Origin of the sequence: Enterobacter sp. EGD-HP1, from assembly GCF_000733275.2 — a bacterium.
Lineage (GTDB): Bacteria > Pseudomonadota > Gammaproteobacteria > Enterobacterales > Enterobacteriaceae > Enterobacter.
The window spans coordinates 120,373-137,974 of record NZ_AVOP01000012.1; the positions used below are offsets into that span (position 1 = coordinate 120,373).

The 17,602-nt window shown below is 58.7% G+C and carries 16 protein-coding genes; 11 read left to right on the forward strand and 5 right to left on the reverse strand.

What is annotated here, in order from left to right; translation table 11 throughout:
• Positions 1 to 26 precede the first annotated feature (26 nt).
• Genes cpdA through parE form a run of 3 tightly spaced genes read left to right on the forward strand, consistent with a single transcriptional unit; the run spans position 27 to position 3,356 of the window.
• Positions 27 to 854 carry a 3',5'-cyclic-AMP phosphodiesterase gene (cpdA, locus tag N037_RS09660; protein WP_023333428.1) on the forward strand — a complete coding sequence of 276 codons (828 nt, stop codon included), beginning with the start codon at positions 27 to 29 and terminating at the stop codon, positions 852 to 854.
• The gene (gene yqiA / locus N037_RS09665; protein ID WP_023333427.1) at positions 854 to 1,435 is read left to right on the forward strand and encodes an esterase YqiA; all 582 of its coding nucleotides are present in this window, start codon (positions 854 to 856) and stop codon (positions 1,433 to 1,435) included. The genes cpdA and yqiA overlap by 1 nt, the downstream gene beginning before the upstream one ends.
• Before the next feature lie 28 nt (positions 1,436 to 1,463).
• Positions 1,464 to 3,356 carry a DNA topoisomerase IV subunit B gene (gene parE, locus N037_RS09670; protein WP_032640555.1) on the forward strand — a complete coding sequence of 631 codons (1,893 nt, stop codon included), beginning with the start codon at positions 1,464 to 1,466 and terminating at the stop codon, positions 3,354 to 3,356.
• A gap of 83 nt (positions 3,357 to 3,439) precedes the next feature.
• On the opposite strand, the gene N037_RS09675 is transcribed toward parE, so the two are convergent.
• Complete coding sequence (locus N037_RS09675; RefSeq protein ID WP_032640556.1) at positions 3,440 to 5,581, reverse strand: TonB-dependent siderophore receptor; 2,142 nt, start codon at positions 5,579 to 5,581, stop codon at positions 3,440 to 3,442.
• A gap of 385 nt (positions 5,582 to 5,966) precedes the next feature.
• Between N037_RS09675 and N037_RS09680 the strand changes: the two genes are divergently transcribed.
• Genes N037_RS09680 through N037_RS09700 form a run of 5 tightly spaced genes read left to right on the forward strand, consistent with a single transcriptional unit; the run spans position 5,967 to position 10,640 of the window.
• A complete protein-coding gene (locus tag N037_RS09680) occupies positions 5,967 to 6,779 on the forward strand; it encodes an ABC transporter ATP-binding protein (protein ID WP_032640558.1) in 813 nt (270 codons plus the stop codon).
• On the forward strand, positions 6,776 to 7,759 hold the full coding sequence (locus tag N037_RS09685) for a FecCD family ABC transporter permease (RefSeq protein ID WP_032640560.1): 984 nt from the start codon (positions 6,776 to 6,778) through the stop codon (positions 7,757 to 7,759). Before N037_RS09680 ends, N037_RS09685 begins: the two co-directional genes overlap by 4 nt.
• On the forward strand, positions 7,756 to 8,796 hold the full coding sequence (locus tag N037_RS09690; protein ID WP_032640562.1) for a FecCD family ABC transporter permease: 1,041 nt from the start codon (positions 7,756 to 7,758) through the stop codon (positions 8,794 to 8,796). Before N037_RS09685 ends, N037_RS09690 begins: the two co-directional genes overlap by 4 nt.
• Positions 8,797 to 8,805: 9 nt before the next feature.
• On the forward strand, positions 8,806 to 9,756 hold the full coding sequence (locus N037_RS09695) for an iron-siderophore ABC transporter substrate-binding protein (RefSeq protein ID WP_032640565.1): 951 nt from the start codon (positions 8,806 to 8,808) through the stop codon (positions 9,754 to 9,756).
• The gene (locus tag N037_RS09700; protein WP_032640568.1) at positions 9,753 to 10,640 is read left to right on the forward strand and encodes a MurR/RpiR family transcriptional regulator; all 888 of its coding nucleotides are present in this window, start codon (positions 9,753 to 9,755) and stop codon (positions 10,638 to 10,640) included. The genes N037_RS09695 and N037_RS09700 overlap by 4 nt, the downstream gene beginning before the upstream one ends.
• 92 nt (positions 10,641 to 10,732) lie before the next feature.
• Here the strand turns inward: N037_RS09700 and N037_RS09705 are convergent, their stop codons facing one another.
• From N037_RS09705 to qseB, 4 genes are all read right to left on the reverse strand, one after another.
• Positions 10,733 to 11,047 (reverse strand): putative quinol monooxygenase, encoded by a 315-nt coding sequence (locus N037_RS09705; protein ID WP_032640570.1) that lies wholly within the window; start codon positions 11,045 to 11,047, stop codon positions 10,733 to 10,735.
• Positions 11,048 to 11,078: 31 nt separating this feature from the next.
• Positions 11,079 to 11,660: an NAD(P)H-dependent oxidoreductase gene (locus N037_RS09710; RefSeq protein WP_032640572.1), complete on the reverse strand. Its 582-nt coding sequence runs from the start codon at positions 11,658 to 11,660 to the stop codon at positions 11,079 to 11,081.
• A gap of 105 nt (positions 11,661 to 11,765) precedes the next feature.
• Positions 11,766 to 13,103, reverse strand: a complete 1,338-nt coding sequence (qseC, locus tag N037_RS09715; RefSeq protein WP_032640574.1) for a quorum sensing histidine kinase QseC — start codon at positions 13,101 to 13,103, stop codon at positions 11,766 to 11,768.
• Positions 13,100 to 13,759 (reverse strand): quorum sensing response regulator transcription factor QseB, encoded by a 660-nt coding sequence (qseB, locus tag N037_RS09720; protein ID WP_023333416.1) that lies wholly within the window; start codon positions 13,757 to 13,759, stop codon positions 13,100 to 13,102. The genes qseC and qseB overlap by 4 nt, the downstream gene beginning before the upstream one ends.
• A gap of 139 nt (positions 13,760 to 13,898) precedes the next feature.
• On the opposite strand from qseB, the gene N037_RS09725 reads away from it, so the two are divergent.
• From N037_RS09725 to plsC, 3 genes are all read left to right on the forward strand, one after another.
• Positions 13,899 to 14,300 carry a YgiW/YdeI family stress tolerance OB fold protein gene (locus tag N037_RS09725; RefSeq protein WP_023309189.1) on the forward strand — a complete coding sequence of 134 codons (402 nt, stop codon included), beginning with the start codon at positions 13,899 to 13,901 and terminating at the stop codon, positions 14,298 to 14,300.
• Positions 14,301 to 14,418: 118 nt separating this feature from the next.
• Positions 14,419 to 16,677, forward strand: coding sequence for a DNA topoisomerase IV subunit A (gene parC / locus N037_RS09730; RefSeq protein ID WP_023333414.1), 2,259 nt, complete (start codon positions 14,419 to 14,421; stop codon positions 16,675 to 16,677).
• Between the two features lie 163 nt (positions 16,678 to 16,840).
• Positions 16,841 to 17,578 carry a 1-acylglycerol-3-phosphate O-acyltransferase gene (plsC, locus tag N037_RS09735; RefSeq protein WP_032640575.1) on the forward strand — a complete coding sequence of 246 codons (738 nt, stop codon included), beginning with the start codon at positions 16,841 to 16,843 and terminating at the stop codon, positions 17,576 to 17,578.
• Positions 17,579 to 17,602 lie beyond the last annotated feature (24 nt).

Genomic DNA, 17,602 nt, shown 5'->3' on the forward strand with positions numbered 1-17,602 from the left:
GTCATAAACCTACCTAAGGACACCATTTGGAAAGCCTGTTGAACCTGACTGTTGCTGGTGGGGCGCCAGTCAGGATATTACAAATCACCGATACCCACCTTTTTGCCGAAAAGCATGAAACGCTACTGGGGGTCAACACCTGGGAGAGTTATCAGGCGGTACTTAGCGCCATTCACGCTGAAAACCGTGCATGCGATCTGATTGTCGCAACGGGCGATCTGGCGCAGGATCAGTCCTCCGCGGCCTACCAGCATTTTGCTGAAGGCATCGCGAGCTTTAGCGTGCCTTGCGTCTGGCTGCCAGGAAACCATGACTTCCAGCCTGCCATGTTCAGTTCTCTTCAGGATGCGGGGATTTCTCCGGCGAAATGTGTTTTTGCGGGTGAACAGTGGCAGATCCTGCTGCTGGACAGCCAGGTATTTGGCGTCCCGCACGGTGAGTTAAGCGAGTTTCAGCTCGACTGGCTTGAGACCAAACTGGCTGCTGAACCTGAACGTCACACGTTGCTATTGCTTCATCATCATCCTCTGCCGGCGGGCTGCAGCTGGCTCGATCAGCACAGCCTGCGCAACTCCGCGGCGCTGGATCGCGTGCTGACGAAGTTCCCGCGGGTGAAAAATCTGCTGTGTGGACATATTCACCAGGAACAGGACCTCGACTGGAACGGCCGTCGCATGCTGGCGACGCCGTCGACCTGCGTTCAGTTTAAGCCGCACTGCGCCAACTTTACGCTGGATACCATCGCGCCAGGCTGGCGCTGGCTGGAACTGCATTCCGATGGCACGCTGACCACGGAAGTCTGCCGTTTGACCGGTGCAAAATTCCGCCCGGATACCGCTTCAGAAGGCTATTGATGTCTACGCTCCTTTATCTGCACGGATTCAACAGCTCGCCGCGCTCCGCAAAAGCGACACAGTTTCGCCAGTGGCTGAGTGAGCATCACCCCGACGTTGAGATGATTATCCCGCAGTTGCCGCCTTACCCGGCGGAGGCGGCAGAAATGCTCGAATCGATCGTGCTTGAACACGGCGGTGAATCCTTTGGCGTGGTTGGCTCATCATTGGGCGGATACTATGCCACCTGGCTCTCGCAATGCTTTATGCTGCCTGCCGTTGTGGTTAATCCGGCGGTTCGGCCATTTGAGCTGCTGAGGGACTTTCTTGGCGAAAACGAGAACCCCTACACCGGCCAGCAATATGTGCTAGAGTCACGCCATATTTACGATCTCAAAGTTATGCAGGTCGACCCGCTTGAGGCGCCGGATCTCATCTGGCTGCTGCAACAGACGGGTGATGAAGTGCTGGATTACCGCCAGGCAGTGGCGTATTACGCCTCCTGCCGCCAGACTATAGAAGAGGGCGGAAACCATGCTTTCACGGGCTTTGAGAATCATTTCACCCAGATTGTCGATTTTCTTGGACTGCACAGCCACTGACAATCAATGCGAATTGCTAGTTTAAATCATGACGCAAACCTATAACGCTGATGCCATTGAGGTCCTCACCGGGCTTGAGCCGGTTCGCCGCCGCCCGGGGATGTACACCGATACGACGCGCCCAAACCATCTGGGCCAGGAAGTTATTGATAACAGTGTGGACGAAGCGCTGGCGGGGCATGCCAAACGCGTTGACGTCATTCTGCACGCCGATCAGTCGCTGGAAGTCATCGACGACGGGCGCGGCATGCCGGTGGATATCCACCCGGAAGAGGGCGTGCCTGCCGTTGAGCTGATCCTCTGCCGTCTGCACGCGGGCGGAAAGTTCTCCAACAAGAACTACCAGTTCTCCGGTGGTCTGCACGGCGTGGGTATTTCCGTGGTGAACGCCTTGTCCAAACGCGTAGAAGTCAACGTCCGTCGCGACGGTCAGGTATACAACATCGCGTTTGAAAATGGCGATAAGGTGCAGGATCTGCAGGTTGTCGGCACGTGCGGCAAACGCAACACCGGCACCAGCGTCCACTTCTGGCCTGACGAAAGCTTCTTCGACAGCCCGCGCTTTTCCGTTTCTCGCCTGACGCACCTGCTGAAAGCCAAAGCGGTGCTGTGTCCGGGCGTGGAAATCACCTTTACCGATCACGTTAACAATACCGCACAAACCTGGTGCTACGCCGATGGCCTGAACGACTACCTGTGCGAAGCGGTAAACGGCCTGCCAACGCTGCCGGAAAAACCGTTTGTCGGTAACTTTAGCGGCGATACCGAAGCCGTGGACTGGGCGCTGCTGTGGCTGCCGGAAGGCGGCGAGCTGCTGACGGAAAGCTACGTCAACCTGATCCCAACCATGCTCGGCGGTACCCACGTCAACGGCCTGCGTCAGGGACTGCTGGACGCGATGCGTGAGTTCTGCGAATACCGCAATATCCTGCCGCGCGGCGTGAAGCTGTCGGCGGAAGATATCTGGGATCGCTGCGCCTACGTGCTCTCCGTGAAGATGCAGGATCCACAGTTTGCCGGTCAGACCAAAGAACGTCTGTCGTCACGCCAGTGCGCAGCGTTCGTTTCCGGGGTGGTGAAAGATGCGTTTACCCTGTGGCTGAACCAGAACGTCCAGGCGGCAGAAATGCTGGCTGAAATGGCCATTTCCAGCGCCCAGCGTCGTCTGCGCGCCGCGAAGAAAGTGGTGCGTAAAAAGCTGACCAGCGGCCCTGCGCTGCCGGGCAAGCTGGCAGACTGTACCGCGCAGGATCTCAACCGTACCGAACTGTTCCTCGTGGAAGGGGACTCGGCGGGTGGATCGGCCAAGCAGGCGCGCGATCGTGAATATCAGGCGATCATGCCGCTCAAGGGGAAGATCCTGAACACCTGGGAGGTCTCTTCTGATGAAGTGCTGGCCTCGCAGGAAGTCCACGATATCTCGGTAGCGATCGGCATCGATCCGGACAGCGACGATCTGAGCCAGCTGCGCTACGGCAAGATCTGTATCCTTGCGGATGCGGACTCCGATGGCCTGCACATCGCCACGCTGCTGTGCGCGCTGTTTGTGAAACACTTCAAAACGCTGGTGAAAAACGGTCACGTCCACGTGGCGCTGCCGCCGCTGTACCGTATCGACCTCGGCAAAGAGGTTTACTACGCGCTGACGGAAGAAGAGAAAGCGGGCGTGCTGGAACAGCTGAAGCGCAAGAAGGGCAAACCGAACGTGCAGCGCTTTAAAGGACTGGGCGAGATGAACCCGATGCAGCTTCGCGAAACGACGCTGGATCCGAACACTCGCCGTCTGGTGCAGCTGACGATCAGCGACGAAGACGAGCAGCAAACCAACGCCATGATGGATATGCTCCTTGCCAAGAAGCGTTCGGAAGACCGACGTAACTGGCTGCAGGAGAAAGGCGATATGGCGGATATCGAGGTCTGATGCCCTCACCCTAACCCTCTCCCACAGGGAGAGGGAATGGATCGTAGGCCCGGTAAGCGCTAGCGCCACCGGGCTTTTTTACATCAAAACTCCATCTTCACCGTAAACTGCACTTCGCGCGGATCGCCAATCTGGTTGCCCAGGTTGTTGGTCGCAATGGACGATGTGTAGTAGGTCTTATCAAACAGGTTTTTCACGTTCACCTGCAGCGTCACCGGATACTGTAGCTTCATCTTGTACGCCGCAAACGCATCCGCCACGAAATAGCCCGGCAGATAATAATCTGCACCGTTGGTTGCGGAGCGACGGCTTACGCCATGCCCGCCGCCGCCCAGCGTCAGGGTGTTCCCGGCAAACGCATTGTGAATATCGTAGGTCAGGAACAGGGAGCCGGTATGGCGCGGCACGTTCGGCAGCGGCTTGCCCGCATAGTCCGGGTCTTCCAGCACCTTCGCGTCGGTATAGCCGTAGCTGGCGATAATGTTGGTGTTCTCGGTCAATGACCCGGCAAGATCCACTTCCACGCCCTGAGAGCGCACGCGACCCGCGGTTTTAGCGACGGTTTCATCACCGACGCTCTCGGTGTACAGCACGTTGCGCTTGTGAATATCAAACAGCGCGATGTTGGCGGTAATACCGTCGAACAGGTCGAATTTAGCGCCGATTTCATACGCGTTCGACGTTTCCGGCGGCAGGTCGCCGATGTAGCTCGCAATGGACGACTGCGGCATAAACGTCTGGGAGTAGTTGGCAAACAGCGAGACCGCCGGGGTGAGCTTATAAACAAGACCCAGCTTTGGCGTCCACTGGTCGTCGCGGCTGTCAGTGTTCACGTTGAACGGACGGCCTTTGCCCGCGTACTGGGTGTAATACTGATAGCGCAGTCCGGCGACGGCGATCCACTTATCGGTCAGGTACAGCGCGTCCTGCGCGTAGGCGGAGTAGCTCTCCTGCTTAATGGTTTGATCGCTGTCGGATGCCGAGACGGTGGTGCACTTGCCGAGGCTGCCGTAGCTCGGGTTGTAAATATTGAAATCCTTAACGTTCTTACAGCGGATCATGTCCGTACGCAGCAGGTCGTAATTCTCATACGACACGCCGGTCAGGATCTCATTGTAAAAGCCCGCGATGTCCACGTTCCCCTGCAGATCCGCGCGCGTCGTGTGCATACGCTGGGTCGAGCCCTGGGTCGCATCCACGCGGCGGGTCAGGTTGCCGGTTTTTGAATCGTAGGCCATCACGCGGGCCTGGTTATCGCTGTATTTATCCTGGCTGTAGCTGTAGTCGAACTTCGCGGTCCACTGGCTGTTGAGGCGATACTCCGCGTTGAGCTGAGCGAGATCGGACTGGCCGTCGGTCACGTTGAACGGCTCGTCGAAGCGGGTTTTGCGATCGACGTCGACGGCTTTCTTGGTGTTGAGATCGAAGATCGTTCCGCGATCGAACGGCGTTTTATAGTCGCGATGCGAATAGAGCACGGTCACGGTGGCATCATCGCCAAACCAGGTGAGCGACGGGGCGATAAAGGTGCTGCGTTCGTTGCCAAAATTACGCCAGTAATCCTCGTCCTGATATTCGCCCGTCAGGCGATACGCCAGGCGCGTGCCGTCAATCGGGCCGGTAACATCGATCTGACCGGTGCCGCCGCCAAAGCTGGATGAGGTGGCAGAAATTGAACCGCCGAAGGTCTTCTCCGGGCGTTTGGTGACGACGTTAATCAGTCCGCCCGGATCGAGAATGCCATAGAGCGTCGAGGCCGGGCCTTTCAGCACCTCCACGCGCTCGGTTGCGGCATTAAAGCTGCGCGGCAGTACGGTGCGCAGGCCGTTGGTCATGATCGAACCGTCGCGGTTCGCACCAAACCCGCGGCGTACGAAGGCATCCTGCGTGCCGCCCAGAGTGTTGGTCTGCACCACGTTACTGACGTTATAGAGTGCTTCATCCAGCGTGGTGGCGTGCTGATCCTCCAGCACTTTGTCGCTGACGGTATTGACCACCTGCGGGATGTCCAGCATCGGCATGTTGGTTAACGTAGCGGTGGAAGTATTCAACGGCTGATAGCCATTCGTGGCCTCTGCCGTCGTATTTGGATCGGCGGTGACGGTAAGCGTTTCGCCGTCTGTAGCCGCGGTGTTATCTGCTGCCTGCACCAGCGGCGCCATAAACAGCAGTGAAAAGAGCGCGCGCCCTTTTACCCCAGAGAGTGAAGGTGTGAACGTAGCCATTACATCTGTTATCCCGAAATATCCCGCGAATGCGTTTCGCAGCAAAATGTGTGAGTCATTGCCCTTTACGGTCTGTCCGTTAGCCTGCGCTGGCATCAGACATGTAATTGAGAATCATTCAATCATGCGCGAATGTAGTAGTAAATGGAAAAAAGAAAAAAACGGCTACAGCATTTAATCGTGTGTATAAGCGCAGCGGGACAATAATTAATGTGTTGATATTACTGTTTTTGTAATGCATGACGTGTTCATCTTCCCTCTGGCTTATCCCTGGTTTTTTCGGGGTGTTTCTTCTCTTGACTACTACATGGCGCAGCGTCAAACTCTCAAAAGAGAATGATTTTTATTTATATTTGTTGCGCTTTTTTATTACGTTGGCATTCACGTGGCTCACAACACAAAACAACCGGGACTGGTTCTGGAGAACCTCTCTGCGGGCTATCAGAAAAAAATCATCGTTGATGATATCTCCCTTGCCATCCCTCAGCAGAAAATGACGGTGCTGGTAGGGGCGAACGGCTGTGGGAAATCCACGCTGTTGAGCACAATCGCGCGGCTGCTCCAGCCGCTGGGTGGCGCCGCACTGCTGGACGGCAAAGCCATTCATGCGCAGCCGACCAAAGCGGTCGCCCGCCAGCTTGGCATTCTCCCGCAGTCTCCGATGCTCCCGGAAGGATTAACCGTTTTTGAACTGGTCTCGCGCGGGCGTTTTCCCTGGCAGAATTTTATGCGTCAGTGGAGCGACGAGGACGAACTGGCGGTGGAGGAGGCTCTGCGCCTGACCGGCACGGCAGAGTTTGCCCATATGCCGGTGGAAAGCTTGTCCGGCGGCCAGCGTCAGCGCTGCTGGATCGCCATGGCGCTGGCGCAGCAAACGCCGTATATCCTGCTTGACGAGCCCACGACGTTTCTCGATCTCCGCTATCAGGTGGAGATCCTGGAACTGTTGCACGCTCTGACCCGCCAGCACGGGCGTACCGTGGTGGTGGTGCTGCACGATCTCAACTTTGCCGTGAACTACGGCGATTCGCTGGTCTTTTTACGCCAGGGGAAAGTTGAAGGCGTATTGCATGAAGGCGATGCCTGCACGCCGGAGCTGATCAAAGCGGTGTTTGATGTGGACGTGCATATGTCCATTAACCCGTTGACCGGCAAGCCGTTCTTTATGCCGTTTCGCCAGGGCACGGTTCAGCCATGATGCGATCCTCTCTGGCCTTCCCGATCTTCGCGTTGCTGCTGGCGCTGGGCGCGATTATGCACCTGGGCATCGGCGCGCGCTTTATCGCCCCGCAGACGGTGGTGGAGGCATTCTTCCATTTCGACCCGCGCAATTTCGACCACAGCGTCATTATCAAATTACGGCTGCTGCGCCTCTGCGCCGCGATGGTGACGGGCGCCGCGCTCGGCGTGGCGGGCGTCCTGCTGCAGTCCGTGATCCGCAATCCGCTCGGCGAGCCGCATATTCTGGGGCTCAACGCCGGGGCCGCGCTGGCGGTGGTGATTACCAGCGCGCTTGGGCTGTCGCTGCCGTTTGGTCGCCCGCTCGTTGCCGCCGCCGGTGCCGCCGCGCTGTTTTTGCTGGTGCTGATGTTCTCCTCGTCCGGTCGCACCGGGCTTACGCCGATGAAGGTCACGCTGTGCGGCGTGGCGTTGTCGGCGTTTGCCTCGTCGATTACCGCCGCGGTGTTAATCCTCGATGAACAGACGCTGCTCGCCATGCGCACCTGGCTGGCTGGAGACCTGGCCGGGATCAGCGTGCAGACGCTCCAGAGCGCCCTGTGGGCTGCAGCAGCCGGTTTTGTTCTCGCTATTGGACTGTCGCCGTCGCTCAACATGCTGGCGCTGGGAGACCGGATGGCGCAGGGGCTCGGCGTGTCGATGCTGAAAACTCGCCTGCTCGCCCTGCTGGCCATCGCGCTGCTCTGCGGCGCGGCCGTGTCTATCGCCGGGCCGATTGGCTTTATCGGCCTGGTCGTGCCGCAGCTCATCCGCCGTCTGGTGTCGGTCGATTTACGCGTGATGGTGCCGCTGTCTGCCCTGTGCGGCGCGCTGGTTCTGCTGCTGGCGGATATCGCCGCCCGCACGCTGTTCACGCCCTGGGAGCTGGCAACCGGTATTATGACGGCCCTGGTCGGCGCGCCCGTGTTCATCTTTATGGCCTCGAGGATGTTCAAATGAACCGGGCCGGATTCCGCGCGATCCGAATTGGCCGTTTATCGGCGCTGGTTCGTCCAAAGGCGCTGGCGTGCCTGACGCTTTTAGCGCTGGTGGTGCTAAGCCTGCTGGGCTTTGGCCTGACGCACGGTTCTCTGCCCATTCCCACCTCCGACATCGGGCGCGCGCTGTTTTCGCCTGAGAGTCTGACGGCGGAGACGCGCTACATCGTGATGGATATCCGCCTGCCGCGCCTGCTGATGGCGGTGCTGTGCGGCGCGATGCTCGGTATGGCGGGGGCGGCGATGCAGTCCATCACCCGCAATGGCCTGGCTGACCCCGGGCTTATCGGCGTGAAAGAGGGCTGTAGCGCGGCGGTACTGCTGCTGATTTTTCAGTTCCCGGCGCTGGGCCTGGCCTGGCGTCCGCTGGTCGGCATGGCCGGCGGGCTGCTTACCGCGCTGCTGGTCATCGCCCTGGCGCGCGATATCTCGCGCCCGCGATTCATCCTGATCGGCATCGGCGTGTCGTGGGCCTTTGCCGCGGCAATGGGCGTTTTTATCACCACCGCCGACGTGCGGGACGTGCAGACGGCGATGCTGTGGCTGGCGGGAAGCCTGCATGCGGCAAACTGGACGCTGGTGGGGTTAGCCGCGCTCTGGGCGGCCCCTGCGTTTGCGCTACTGCTGTTTACCGCGCGGGCAGCGGACGTGGCGTTGCTCGGCAATCAGGCCGCAGCGGGCCTTGGCGTGCGCATAACCCGGCTGGCGCTGCTGCGGGTTCTCGCCCCGGTGGTGCTGACGGCGGCCTGCGTCTCCTGCGTGGGCAGTATTGGTTTCGTGGGGCTGATTGCCCCGCATATGGCGCGCCTGCTGCTGCGCGGCGGGCAAACCGCGCTCCTGACGGGAAGCGCCGTGCTGGGCGCGCTGCTGGTGCTGCTGGCGGATAACGTCGGACGTCTGGCATTCCTCCCGCTGCAGCTGCCGGCGGGGATTGTGATTTCACTGATTGGCGGACCGTTTTTCCTGCTGCTGCTCTGGCAGCGTCGGGACAGATTTTAGGGGACTTAAATGCGCGTAGTGTTTTCGATGCTGTTGCTGGTGGGGTTCGCGGTGAGTGCGGCGGAGCCGACGCAGACGTTTACTGACGATCTGAACCGAAAAGTGGTGGTGCCGGTTCATCCGAAGCGAATCGTCTCCTTACACGATCTGGATATCACCATTCCGCTGATTGAGCTTGGCGTGCCGCCCGTGGCAAGCCATGGCCGCACGCGGCCGGACGGCAGCCACTTTCTGCGCTCAAGCGGCATGTTGACCGGCGTCGACTTCGACAATTCCGACATTAAATTTATCGGCACGGCCGATATCGACATTGAAGCTATCGCCGCCGCAAAGCCTGACCTCATTATTACCGAGCCGACCCGCAACACCCCGGTGGAACAGCTGGCGAAAATTGCCCCGACGGTGAGTATCGATCATCTCGACGGCGGCGCGCCGGAGATCTACCGCAAGCTGGCTCAGCTGACGGGAACGCAGGCGCGGCTCAAGGTTCTGGAGCGCCGCTATCAGGAGCAAATCAAGGCGCTGAAGGCGACTATTGATACCCGCAAGGTGACCGTGTCCGTGATTCAGGCCAATCAGGGAAAGATTAACGCCATGCACAGCTACCACTCGCTGGGCCGCGTGCTGCGCGACGCGGGATTCAAATTCCCGCCGCTGATTGAGAGCATCCCGGACGGAGGGCGCATCGACGTCAGCGCCGAGCGCCTGCCGGAGCTGGATGCCGATTTCGTCTTCGCCACCTGGCGCGGGGATACGGGCGGTAAGCCGCAGGACGAGCTGGCGGCGATGGAGGCGGTCATGCCGGGCTGGTGTCAGTTCCTGAATGCCTGCCGAACCGGGCACTACGTGCTGATCTCGCGTGAAGAGGCCATCTCGAATTCGTTCGCGTCTCTAGGGCTGATGGCCGCGCAGGTGCAGTCGCAGATTGCCGGGCGTCCGCTGCCGGAGGCGACACGGTGATCCGCAAAGAGAAAGGGCGCGTGGATGTCTATGGCGACCGCTTTCGCGCGCGGGCGCATCAGCTGACGCCGCGACTTCTGCAGGTTGCACGCTACATCCATGACAACCGCGAAGCGGTGATGGAGCAGACCGCAATGGAGATCGCGACGCAGTTGAAAACCTCGGATGCCACCGTCGTTCGCGCCATTCAGGCGCTGGGTTTCGCCGGGCTGCGCGATCTCAAGCAGACGCTGGAGCAGTGGTTTGGTCCGGTGGTTACCTCCAGCGAAAAGATGTCCACCACGGTGAATACGCTCGCCAGCGACGTCAACGCGAGCATTGATTTTGTGCTGGAGGGGCATCAACACACCTGCGAAGTTTTATCCGAGCCCCATAACCGCTACGCAATGGCGCAGGCGGTCTCTCTGCTGGCGCAGGCGAGGCAGGTCGCCATATTTGGCATTGGCGCCTCCGGCATTCTGGCCGAGTACACTGCCAGGCTGTTCAGCCGTATGGGGTTACCCGCTATGCCGCTTAACCGTACCGGCATAGGGCTTGCCGAGCAGCTGATTGCGCTTCAGCGCGGTGACGTGCTGGTGATGATGGCGCAGAAATCCGCGCACCGGGAGGGGCAAACCACGCTGCGTGAAGCAAAGCGTCTGGGCATTCCAACCATCCTGCTGACCAACGCCCTTGACTCACGTTTCAGCAAGGAGGCCAGCGTGGTGATCCACGTTCCGCGCGGCGGCGAAAAGGGCAAAATCCCGCTCCACGGCACGGTGCTGCTGTGTCTGGAGATGATCATTTTATCCGTGGCCTCCACCGAGCCGCAGCGCACCATTAAGTCGATGAAGCGCATCAACGAGTTACACCGTGGGTTAAAACCGGGGAAGAAAAACAGCTAAAACAAAGCCCGGTGGCGCTAGCGCTTACCGGGCCTACGGTTCAGGATTTGTAGGCCGGGTAAACGCAGTGCCACCCGGCAAATTCCACGAACTTAAACCCCTTGCTCCAGAATACGGATGTGCGTTTCCAGCACGTCACCCTTCACCGCGTCGCTCCACGCTTTCATGTGCGGGGTCTGCAGGTGCGCTTCAAGGTGCGCGACGGTTTCCCACTGCTCAACCATGATGATCGAGTCTGGTGCGGTCGCCTGGAAGCTGGCGTCAGTGGCGGCATCCACCATCGGCGCGTAGCCGTGGCAGCCTTCTTCTTTCAGTACGGTCGGGATGATTTTCGCGAACTGATCCAGCACCGCCTGGCGGTGATGTTGACCTGGACGAGTACGGATTTCTGCGATAACGGTAAGCATGTTTACTACTCCTTTAATTCCAGGCTACCAGTTAAGCAAAAATTTCCGCGAGATGCTTGCGATATTCTGCGATATAGCTCGGGACGTCAGGCATTTTAATCACGTCGTTGACGATAAACGTTGGCAGCGGATCCATGCCAAGGAACTGGTTAGCCTTGTGGAACGGCAGGTGCGCACCGTCTACGCCCACGCCTTCGAAGAACTGATCTTTATCGGTGAAGGCTTCCAGCGGGGCGTTCCAGGTCAGCGAGAGCATATATTTTTTGCCCTGAATCAGGCCGCCTGAACCGTATTTTTTGGATGCGTCAGAGCGGGTGCGGCCATCGCTGGCATACAGCGAACCGTGACCTTCGGTGAACACGTCGTCCATGTATTTTTTTACGGTCCACGGCGCGCCCATCCACCAGCCTGGCATCTGCCAGATCACCACGTCAGCCCACAGGAAGTTCTGCACTTCTGCTTTCACGTCGTAGTTGCTGTCCGCGCGCACGACCTTAACATCATGCCCGGCGTCGCGCAGGAAACCGTCCGCGACCTCGGTCAGGGTGTCATTCAGCTGGCCTTTAGAGTGCGCAAATTCTTTTGCGCCGTTGATAATCAGAATGTTGCTCATTATTTGTCCTCGATGATGAGAGTATGGCGAGTATTCTACGCGCGAGGACGGTGCGGTAAAATGAGCAAAATGTGCAAAGTCTTTTGCATTAAACGCAATAATCCCTTACCAGCTGACCTTCGCTTCAAAACCGCCTTCAGGGGCATTGCTCAGCGAAACGCGCATCCCGTGTAGGGCGGCGATGCGTTTTACGATAGATAATCCCAGCCCGCTGCCCGTGGCATCCTGACCCGGTGGACGATAAAAGCGCTCGCCGATGCGCGCCAGCGCGTCCGGTGAAATGCCGGGACCGTTGTCGCGCACGGTAAAGCTACGCGCGTCCAGCGTCACGTCCACCACGCTGCCGCGCGGACTGTAGCGAATCGCGTTATCCAGCAGGTTGCGTACCAGCAGGCTTAACAGCAGCGGCTGGCCCGGGCGTTTAACCTGCGGAGCCGCGTTGTTGAGGCGAATATCAATGCCCGCCTGCTGCGCGGGATGCCAGATATCCAGCACGGCCGACTGCAGTAAGTCGGCAAGCGTTATCGGTTCGATATCGTCCAGGTTATCCAGCGAGTCCAGACGCGACAGCGTGAGGAGCTGATCCACCAGCCGGGAAGCGCGGTCGATGCCCGCATGCAGCTGCATCAGCGCCTTTTCCCGCGCCTGCGGGTCGTCATGAGAGAGCTGCGCCACGTCAGTTTGTACCTTCAGGGCCGCCAGCGGGCTGCGTAATTCGTGGGCGGCGTCGGACGTAAAGCGGCGCTCGCGGGCCATCATCTCCTGCGTGCGCATAAACAGATGATTCAGCGCGTCGAGCAGCGGACGCACCTCTGTGGGTACCCCTTCCGTCGGCAGTTTATCGGTGGCATCCGGCGAACGAGAACGCAACGTCTGCGCCAGCTTTTTCAGCGGCTTCAGCTCGCGGCTTAACAGAACGATTAGCAACAGCAGCATCACGGGCAGCGCCACCAGCCACGGCGTGAGCTGCGAGCTGACCACGTCCAGCGCCATATCCTGGCGGTACTCCCACTCCTGGCCGACCACCACGTGGTACTTCCCGTCGGGTGAGGTCAGCCATAAAAAACGCCACTCGTCGTTGTCGCCCTGCAGCTGACCGTTATCGAACCCGTCGCGGCGATAGTGGTACGGAATATCGCGTCCGTTTTCACCGTCGTTCAGGAGCATTTTGCCGTCGACGGCGTAAATGGCGAAAGCCAGCGCGTCGTCATCCAGACGACCGTGCTTCACTTTTTTTGGGATGTCACGCATCCGTTCGGGGGCGCGGATCTCGTCCAGATCCATCGTCAGCAGCCGTTTAGCAAACAGCATCTGCTGGGTATCGAACAGCTTGTCGAGCTTGTGGGTGGTCTGCTGCCACGCGACCAGGCTGGCGGTAAACCACGCCGTCAGAGAGAGCAGCAGGAAGAGAAGCGTCAGGCGAAGTTTCAGGCTCAGCTTCATGCGTCACCCAGGGTATAGCCGATGCCGTGCACGGTGCGGATAAACTCGCTGCCAAGCTTGCGGCGCAAATGATGGACGTGAACCTCAATGGCGTTGCTGGAGACGTCATCGTCCCAGGTATAGAGTTTTTCCTCGATAAGCTTTCGCGGCAGCACCCGGCCCGCGTTGCGCATCAGCAGCTCCAGCAGGGCGAACTCTTTCGGCTTGAGCGTCAGCGGCTCACCGTCCAGCGTGGCGACGAGACGGCTCGGATCGAGCGTGACCTTCCCGTGACGCAGTTCGCTACGCGCCTGGCCGTGGCTGCGGCGGACCAGCGCTTCGAGGCGGGCACCCACTTCAATCAGCGCGAACGGCTTACAGAGATAATCATCCGCGCCAAGACGCAGCCCTTCGACGCGCTGGTTAAGCGCATCCCGCGCCGTCAGAATTAATACCGGCTCGCTGCGCCCGCTCTCGCGCCACGCGCGCAGGATCTCCAGACCGTCAATTTCCGGCAGCGTCAGATCCAGCACCACGGCATCATAGGGCGCAGAGGAGAGCGCGGCCTGACCGGTTTTTCCGTCGGTAAACCAGTCCACGCTAAAGCCCATTTTGCTTAACCCCGCCTTGATACCGTCGCCGATTAACCTGTCGTCTTCTACCAGTAAAATGCGCATGTTCCCTCCTTGATGCCGCCAGTAAACCCTCTGCAAGCGCCTGCTGTACAGCAATAATAAATAAATTTTTCCCTTAAGAAGTTGTTAAGGATTACCCTGTTAAATGGATTGCGAAACGACATTAAAGGGAGAGATGAAGATGAAAAAATTCGCTGCAATTGCTGCCATCATGATGATGACCACCGCGCCGGTCTTTGCTGCTCAGGGCGGTTTTACTGGCCCATCGGCCACACAGACCCAGACGCAAACTCAGCAGGGCGGTTTTGTCGATAACAACGCCAACCTCACCACCGCGGCAAAAGTGAAAGACCTGAAGGACGATGCCTGGGTGAAGCTGCGCGGGAACATTACCGAGCGCCTGTCCGATGACCGCTACACCTTCCGCGATGAGTCCGGCACGGTGGTCGTTGAGATTGACCACAAGCGCTGGAACGGCGTGACCGTCACTCCGCAGGATAAAGTTGAACTGCAGGGTAAAGTCGATAAGGACTGGAACGAGTTTGAAATCGACGTGAAGCAGGTTATTAAGCTGAACAAATAACCCAAAAAGGGCCGCCTGTGCGGCCCTTTTTCTTTGTGACTCAATTCATCAGATGAGGTAGTATCTGCGGCAATATTGCCTGAAACCCTTCGGTTTCTGAGTTGAGGAATCACACGTAATGAGCGATATGGCAGAGCGCCTCGCGCTACATGAATTCACGGAAAACGCCTACCTGAACTACTCCATGTACGTCATCATGGACAGGGCGTTGCCGTTTATCGGGGATGGCCTGAAGCCCGTTCAGCGCCGCATCGTCTATGCGATGTCCGAACTGGGGCTGAACGCCACCGCCAAGTTCAAGAAATCCGCCCGAACCGTCGGTGACGTGCTGGGTAAATACCATCCGCACGGCGACAGCGCCTGTTATGAAGCGATGGTGCTGATGGCGCAGCCGTTCTCTTACCGCTACCCGCTGGTGGACGGGCAGGGGAACTGGGGGGCACCGGACGATCCGAAATCCTTCGCCGCAATGCGTTATACCGAATCCCGCCTGTCTAAATACGCCGAAGTGCTGCTGGGCGAGCTGGGTCAGGGGACCGTTGACTGGGTGCCAAACTTCGACGGTACGATGCAGGAGCCGAAGATGCTGCCTGCGCGTCTGCCGAACATCCTGCTGAACGGCACCACCGGTATCGCGGTCGGTATGGCGACGGACATTCCGCCGCACAACCTGCGCGAAGTGGCGAAAGCCGCCATCACCCTGATCGAGCAGCCGAAAACCTCGCTGGATGAGCTGCTGGATATCGTGCAGGGGCCGGACTACCCGACCGAAGCCGAGATCATCACCTCGCGCGCGGAAATCCGCAAAATCTACCAGAACGGTCGCGGCTCCGTGCGTATGCGCGCGGTGTGGAACAAAGAGGACGGCGCCGTGGTGATCACCGCGCTGCCGCATCAGGTTTCCGGCGCGAAAGTGCTGGAGCAAATCGCCTCCCAGATGCGCAATAAAAAGCTGCCGATGGTGGACGACCTGCGCGACGAATCCGACCACGAGAACCCGACCCGTCTGGTGATCGTGCCGCGTTCCAACCGCGTGGACATGGAGCAGGTGATGAACCACCTGTTCGCCACCACCGATCTGGAAAAAAGCTACCGCATCAACCTGAACATGATTGGCCTCGACGGACGCCCGGCGGTGAAAAATCTGCTGGAGATCCTTACCGAATGGCTGACCTTCCGCCGCGATACGGTACGTCGTCGTCTGAATTACCGTCTGGAGAAAGTGCTTAAGCGCCTGCATATCCTTGAAGGTTTGCTGGTGGCGTTCCTCAACATCGACGAAGTGATTGAGATCATCCGTACCGAGGACGAGCCGAAGCCGGCGCTGATGTCGCGCTTTGGCATCAGCGAAACCCAGGCCGAAGCGATCCTCGAACTGAAGCTGCGCCATCTCGCCAAACTGGAAGAGATGAAGATCCGCGGCGAGCAGAACGAGCTGGAAAAAGAGCGCGATCAGCTGCAGGCGATCCTCGCGTCCGAGCGCAAGATGAACACCCTGCTGAAGAAAGAGCTGCAGGCCGATGCTGACGCCTTTGGCGACGACCGTCGTTCTCCGCTGCACGAGCGCGAAGAAGCGAAGGCGATGAACGAGCACGACATGCAGCCGTCCGAGCCGGTGACCATTGTCCTGTCGCAGAGCGGCTGGGTGCGCAGCGCCAAAGGCCACGATATCGACGCGCCGGGGCTCAGCTACAAGGCGGGCGACAGCTTCAAAGCGGCGGTGAAAGGCAAGAGCAACCAGCCGGTGGCCTTTATTGATTCCACCGGCCGCAGCTACGCCATCGACCCGATCACGCTGCCTTCCGCGCGCGGGCAGGGCGAGCCGCTCACCGGCAAGCTGACGCTGCCGCCGGGCGCGACGGTCGACCATATGCTGATGGAGGCCGATGACCAGAAGCTGCTGCTGGCGTCCGATGCGGGCTACGGCTTTATCTGTACCTTTAACGACCTGGTCTCCCGTAACCGTGCCGGTAAGGCGCTGATTAGCCTGCCGGACAACGCCCACGTAATGGCGCCGCTGGTGATCGAGAATGAAAGCGACATGCTGCTGGCAATCACCACCGCCGGACGTATGCTGATGTTCCCGGTCAGCGATCTGCCGGAGCTGTCGAAAGGCAAGGGCAACAAGATCATCAACATCCCGTCGGCGGAAGCTGCGAAAGGCGAAGATGGCCTGGCGCACCTCTTCCTCCTGCCGCCGCAGAGCACGCTGACCATTCACGTCGGCAAGCGTAAGATCAAGCTGCGTCCGGAAGAGCTGCAGAAAGTGGTGGGTGAGCGCGGTCGCCGCGGCTCGCTGATGCGCGGCCTGCAGCGCATCGACCGCGTGGAGATTGACTCTCCTGCACGCAGCGCGGCGGGTGACAGCGAAGAGTAATGTCGTGATATCCCCCTCTGCCCGGAGGGGGAATTTCAATAAAATTTCCCGTAAAATCGTTGTTAATTCGTGCGTTGCGATTAACAATACGCGCTCGTAATAAAGTCCTTACCTGGCCACAGGTGAAGTATAATTGTCAGCTGTTGGGGCTTCAGAGGTCGCTATGCTATATATTGTTCGTATTATTCTTACCGTTATCTACTGCATTCTGGTCTGTATTTTCGGCTGTATCTATTGCCTGTTCAGTCCGCGTAATCCGAAGCATGTTGCCACCTTTGGCCATATGTTCGGTCGCCTTGCGCCGCTTTTTGGCCTGAAGGTTGAAAAACGTCTGCCTGAAGGGGCGGAGAATTTCGGTAATGCCATCTATATCGCTAACCATCAGAACAATTACGATATGGTGACCGCCGCAAATATCGTTTTGCCGCCGACCGTGACGGTGGGGAAAAAAAGCCTGCTGTGGATCCCGTTTTTTGGCCAGCTGTACTGGCTGACCGGTAACCTGCTGATTGACCGTAACAACCGCGCAAAAGCGCACAGCACCATTGCGGAAGTGGTGAATCATTTTAAAAAGCGCAGGATCTCAATCTGGATGTTCCCGGAAGGAACGCGCAGCCGCGGTCGTGGCCTGCTGCCGTTTAAAACCGGTGCGTTTCATGCCGCAATTGCGGCAGGTGTTCCAATTATTCCTGTGTGCGTTTCCAATACTTCGAATAAGATTAATCTTAACCGCCTGAATAACGGGCTGGTGATTGTCGAAATGCTGCCACCCGTCGATACCAGCAAATACGGTAAAGACCAGGTGCGCGAGCTGGCAGCGCACTGCCGTGAGCTGATGGCTCAGCATATTGCGCAGCTCGACAAAGAAGTCGCAGAGAGAGAAGCCGCCGGTAAGATTTAATCCGGCGTTGAAGGGAAAACGAAT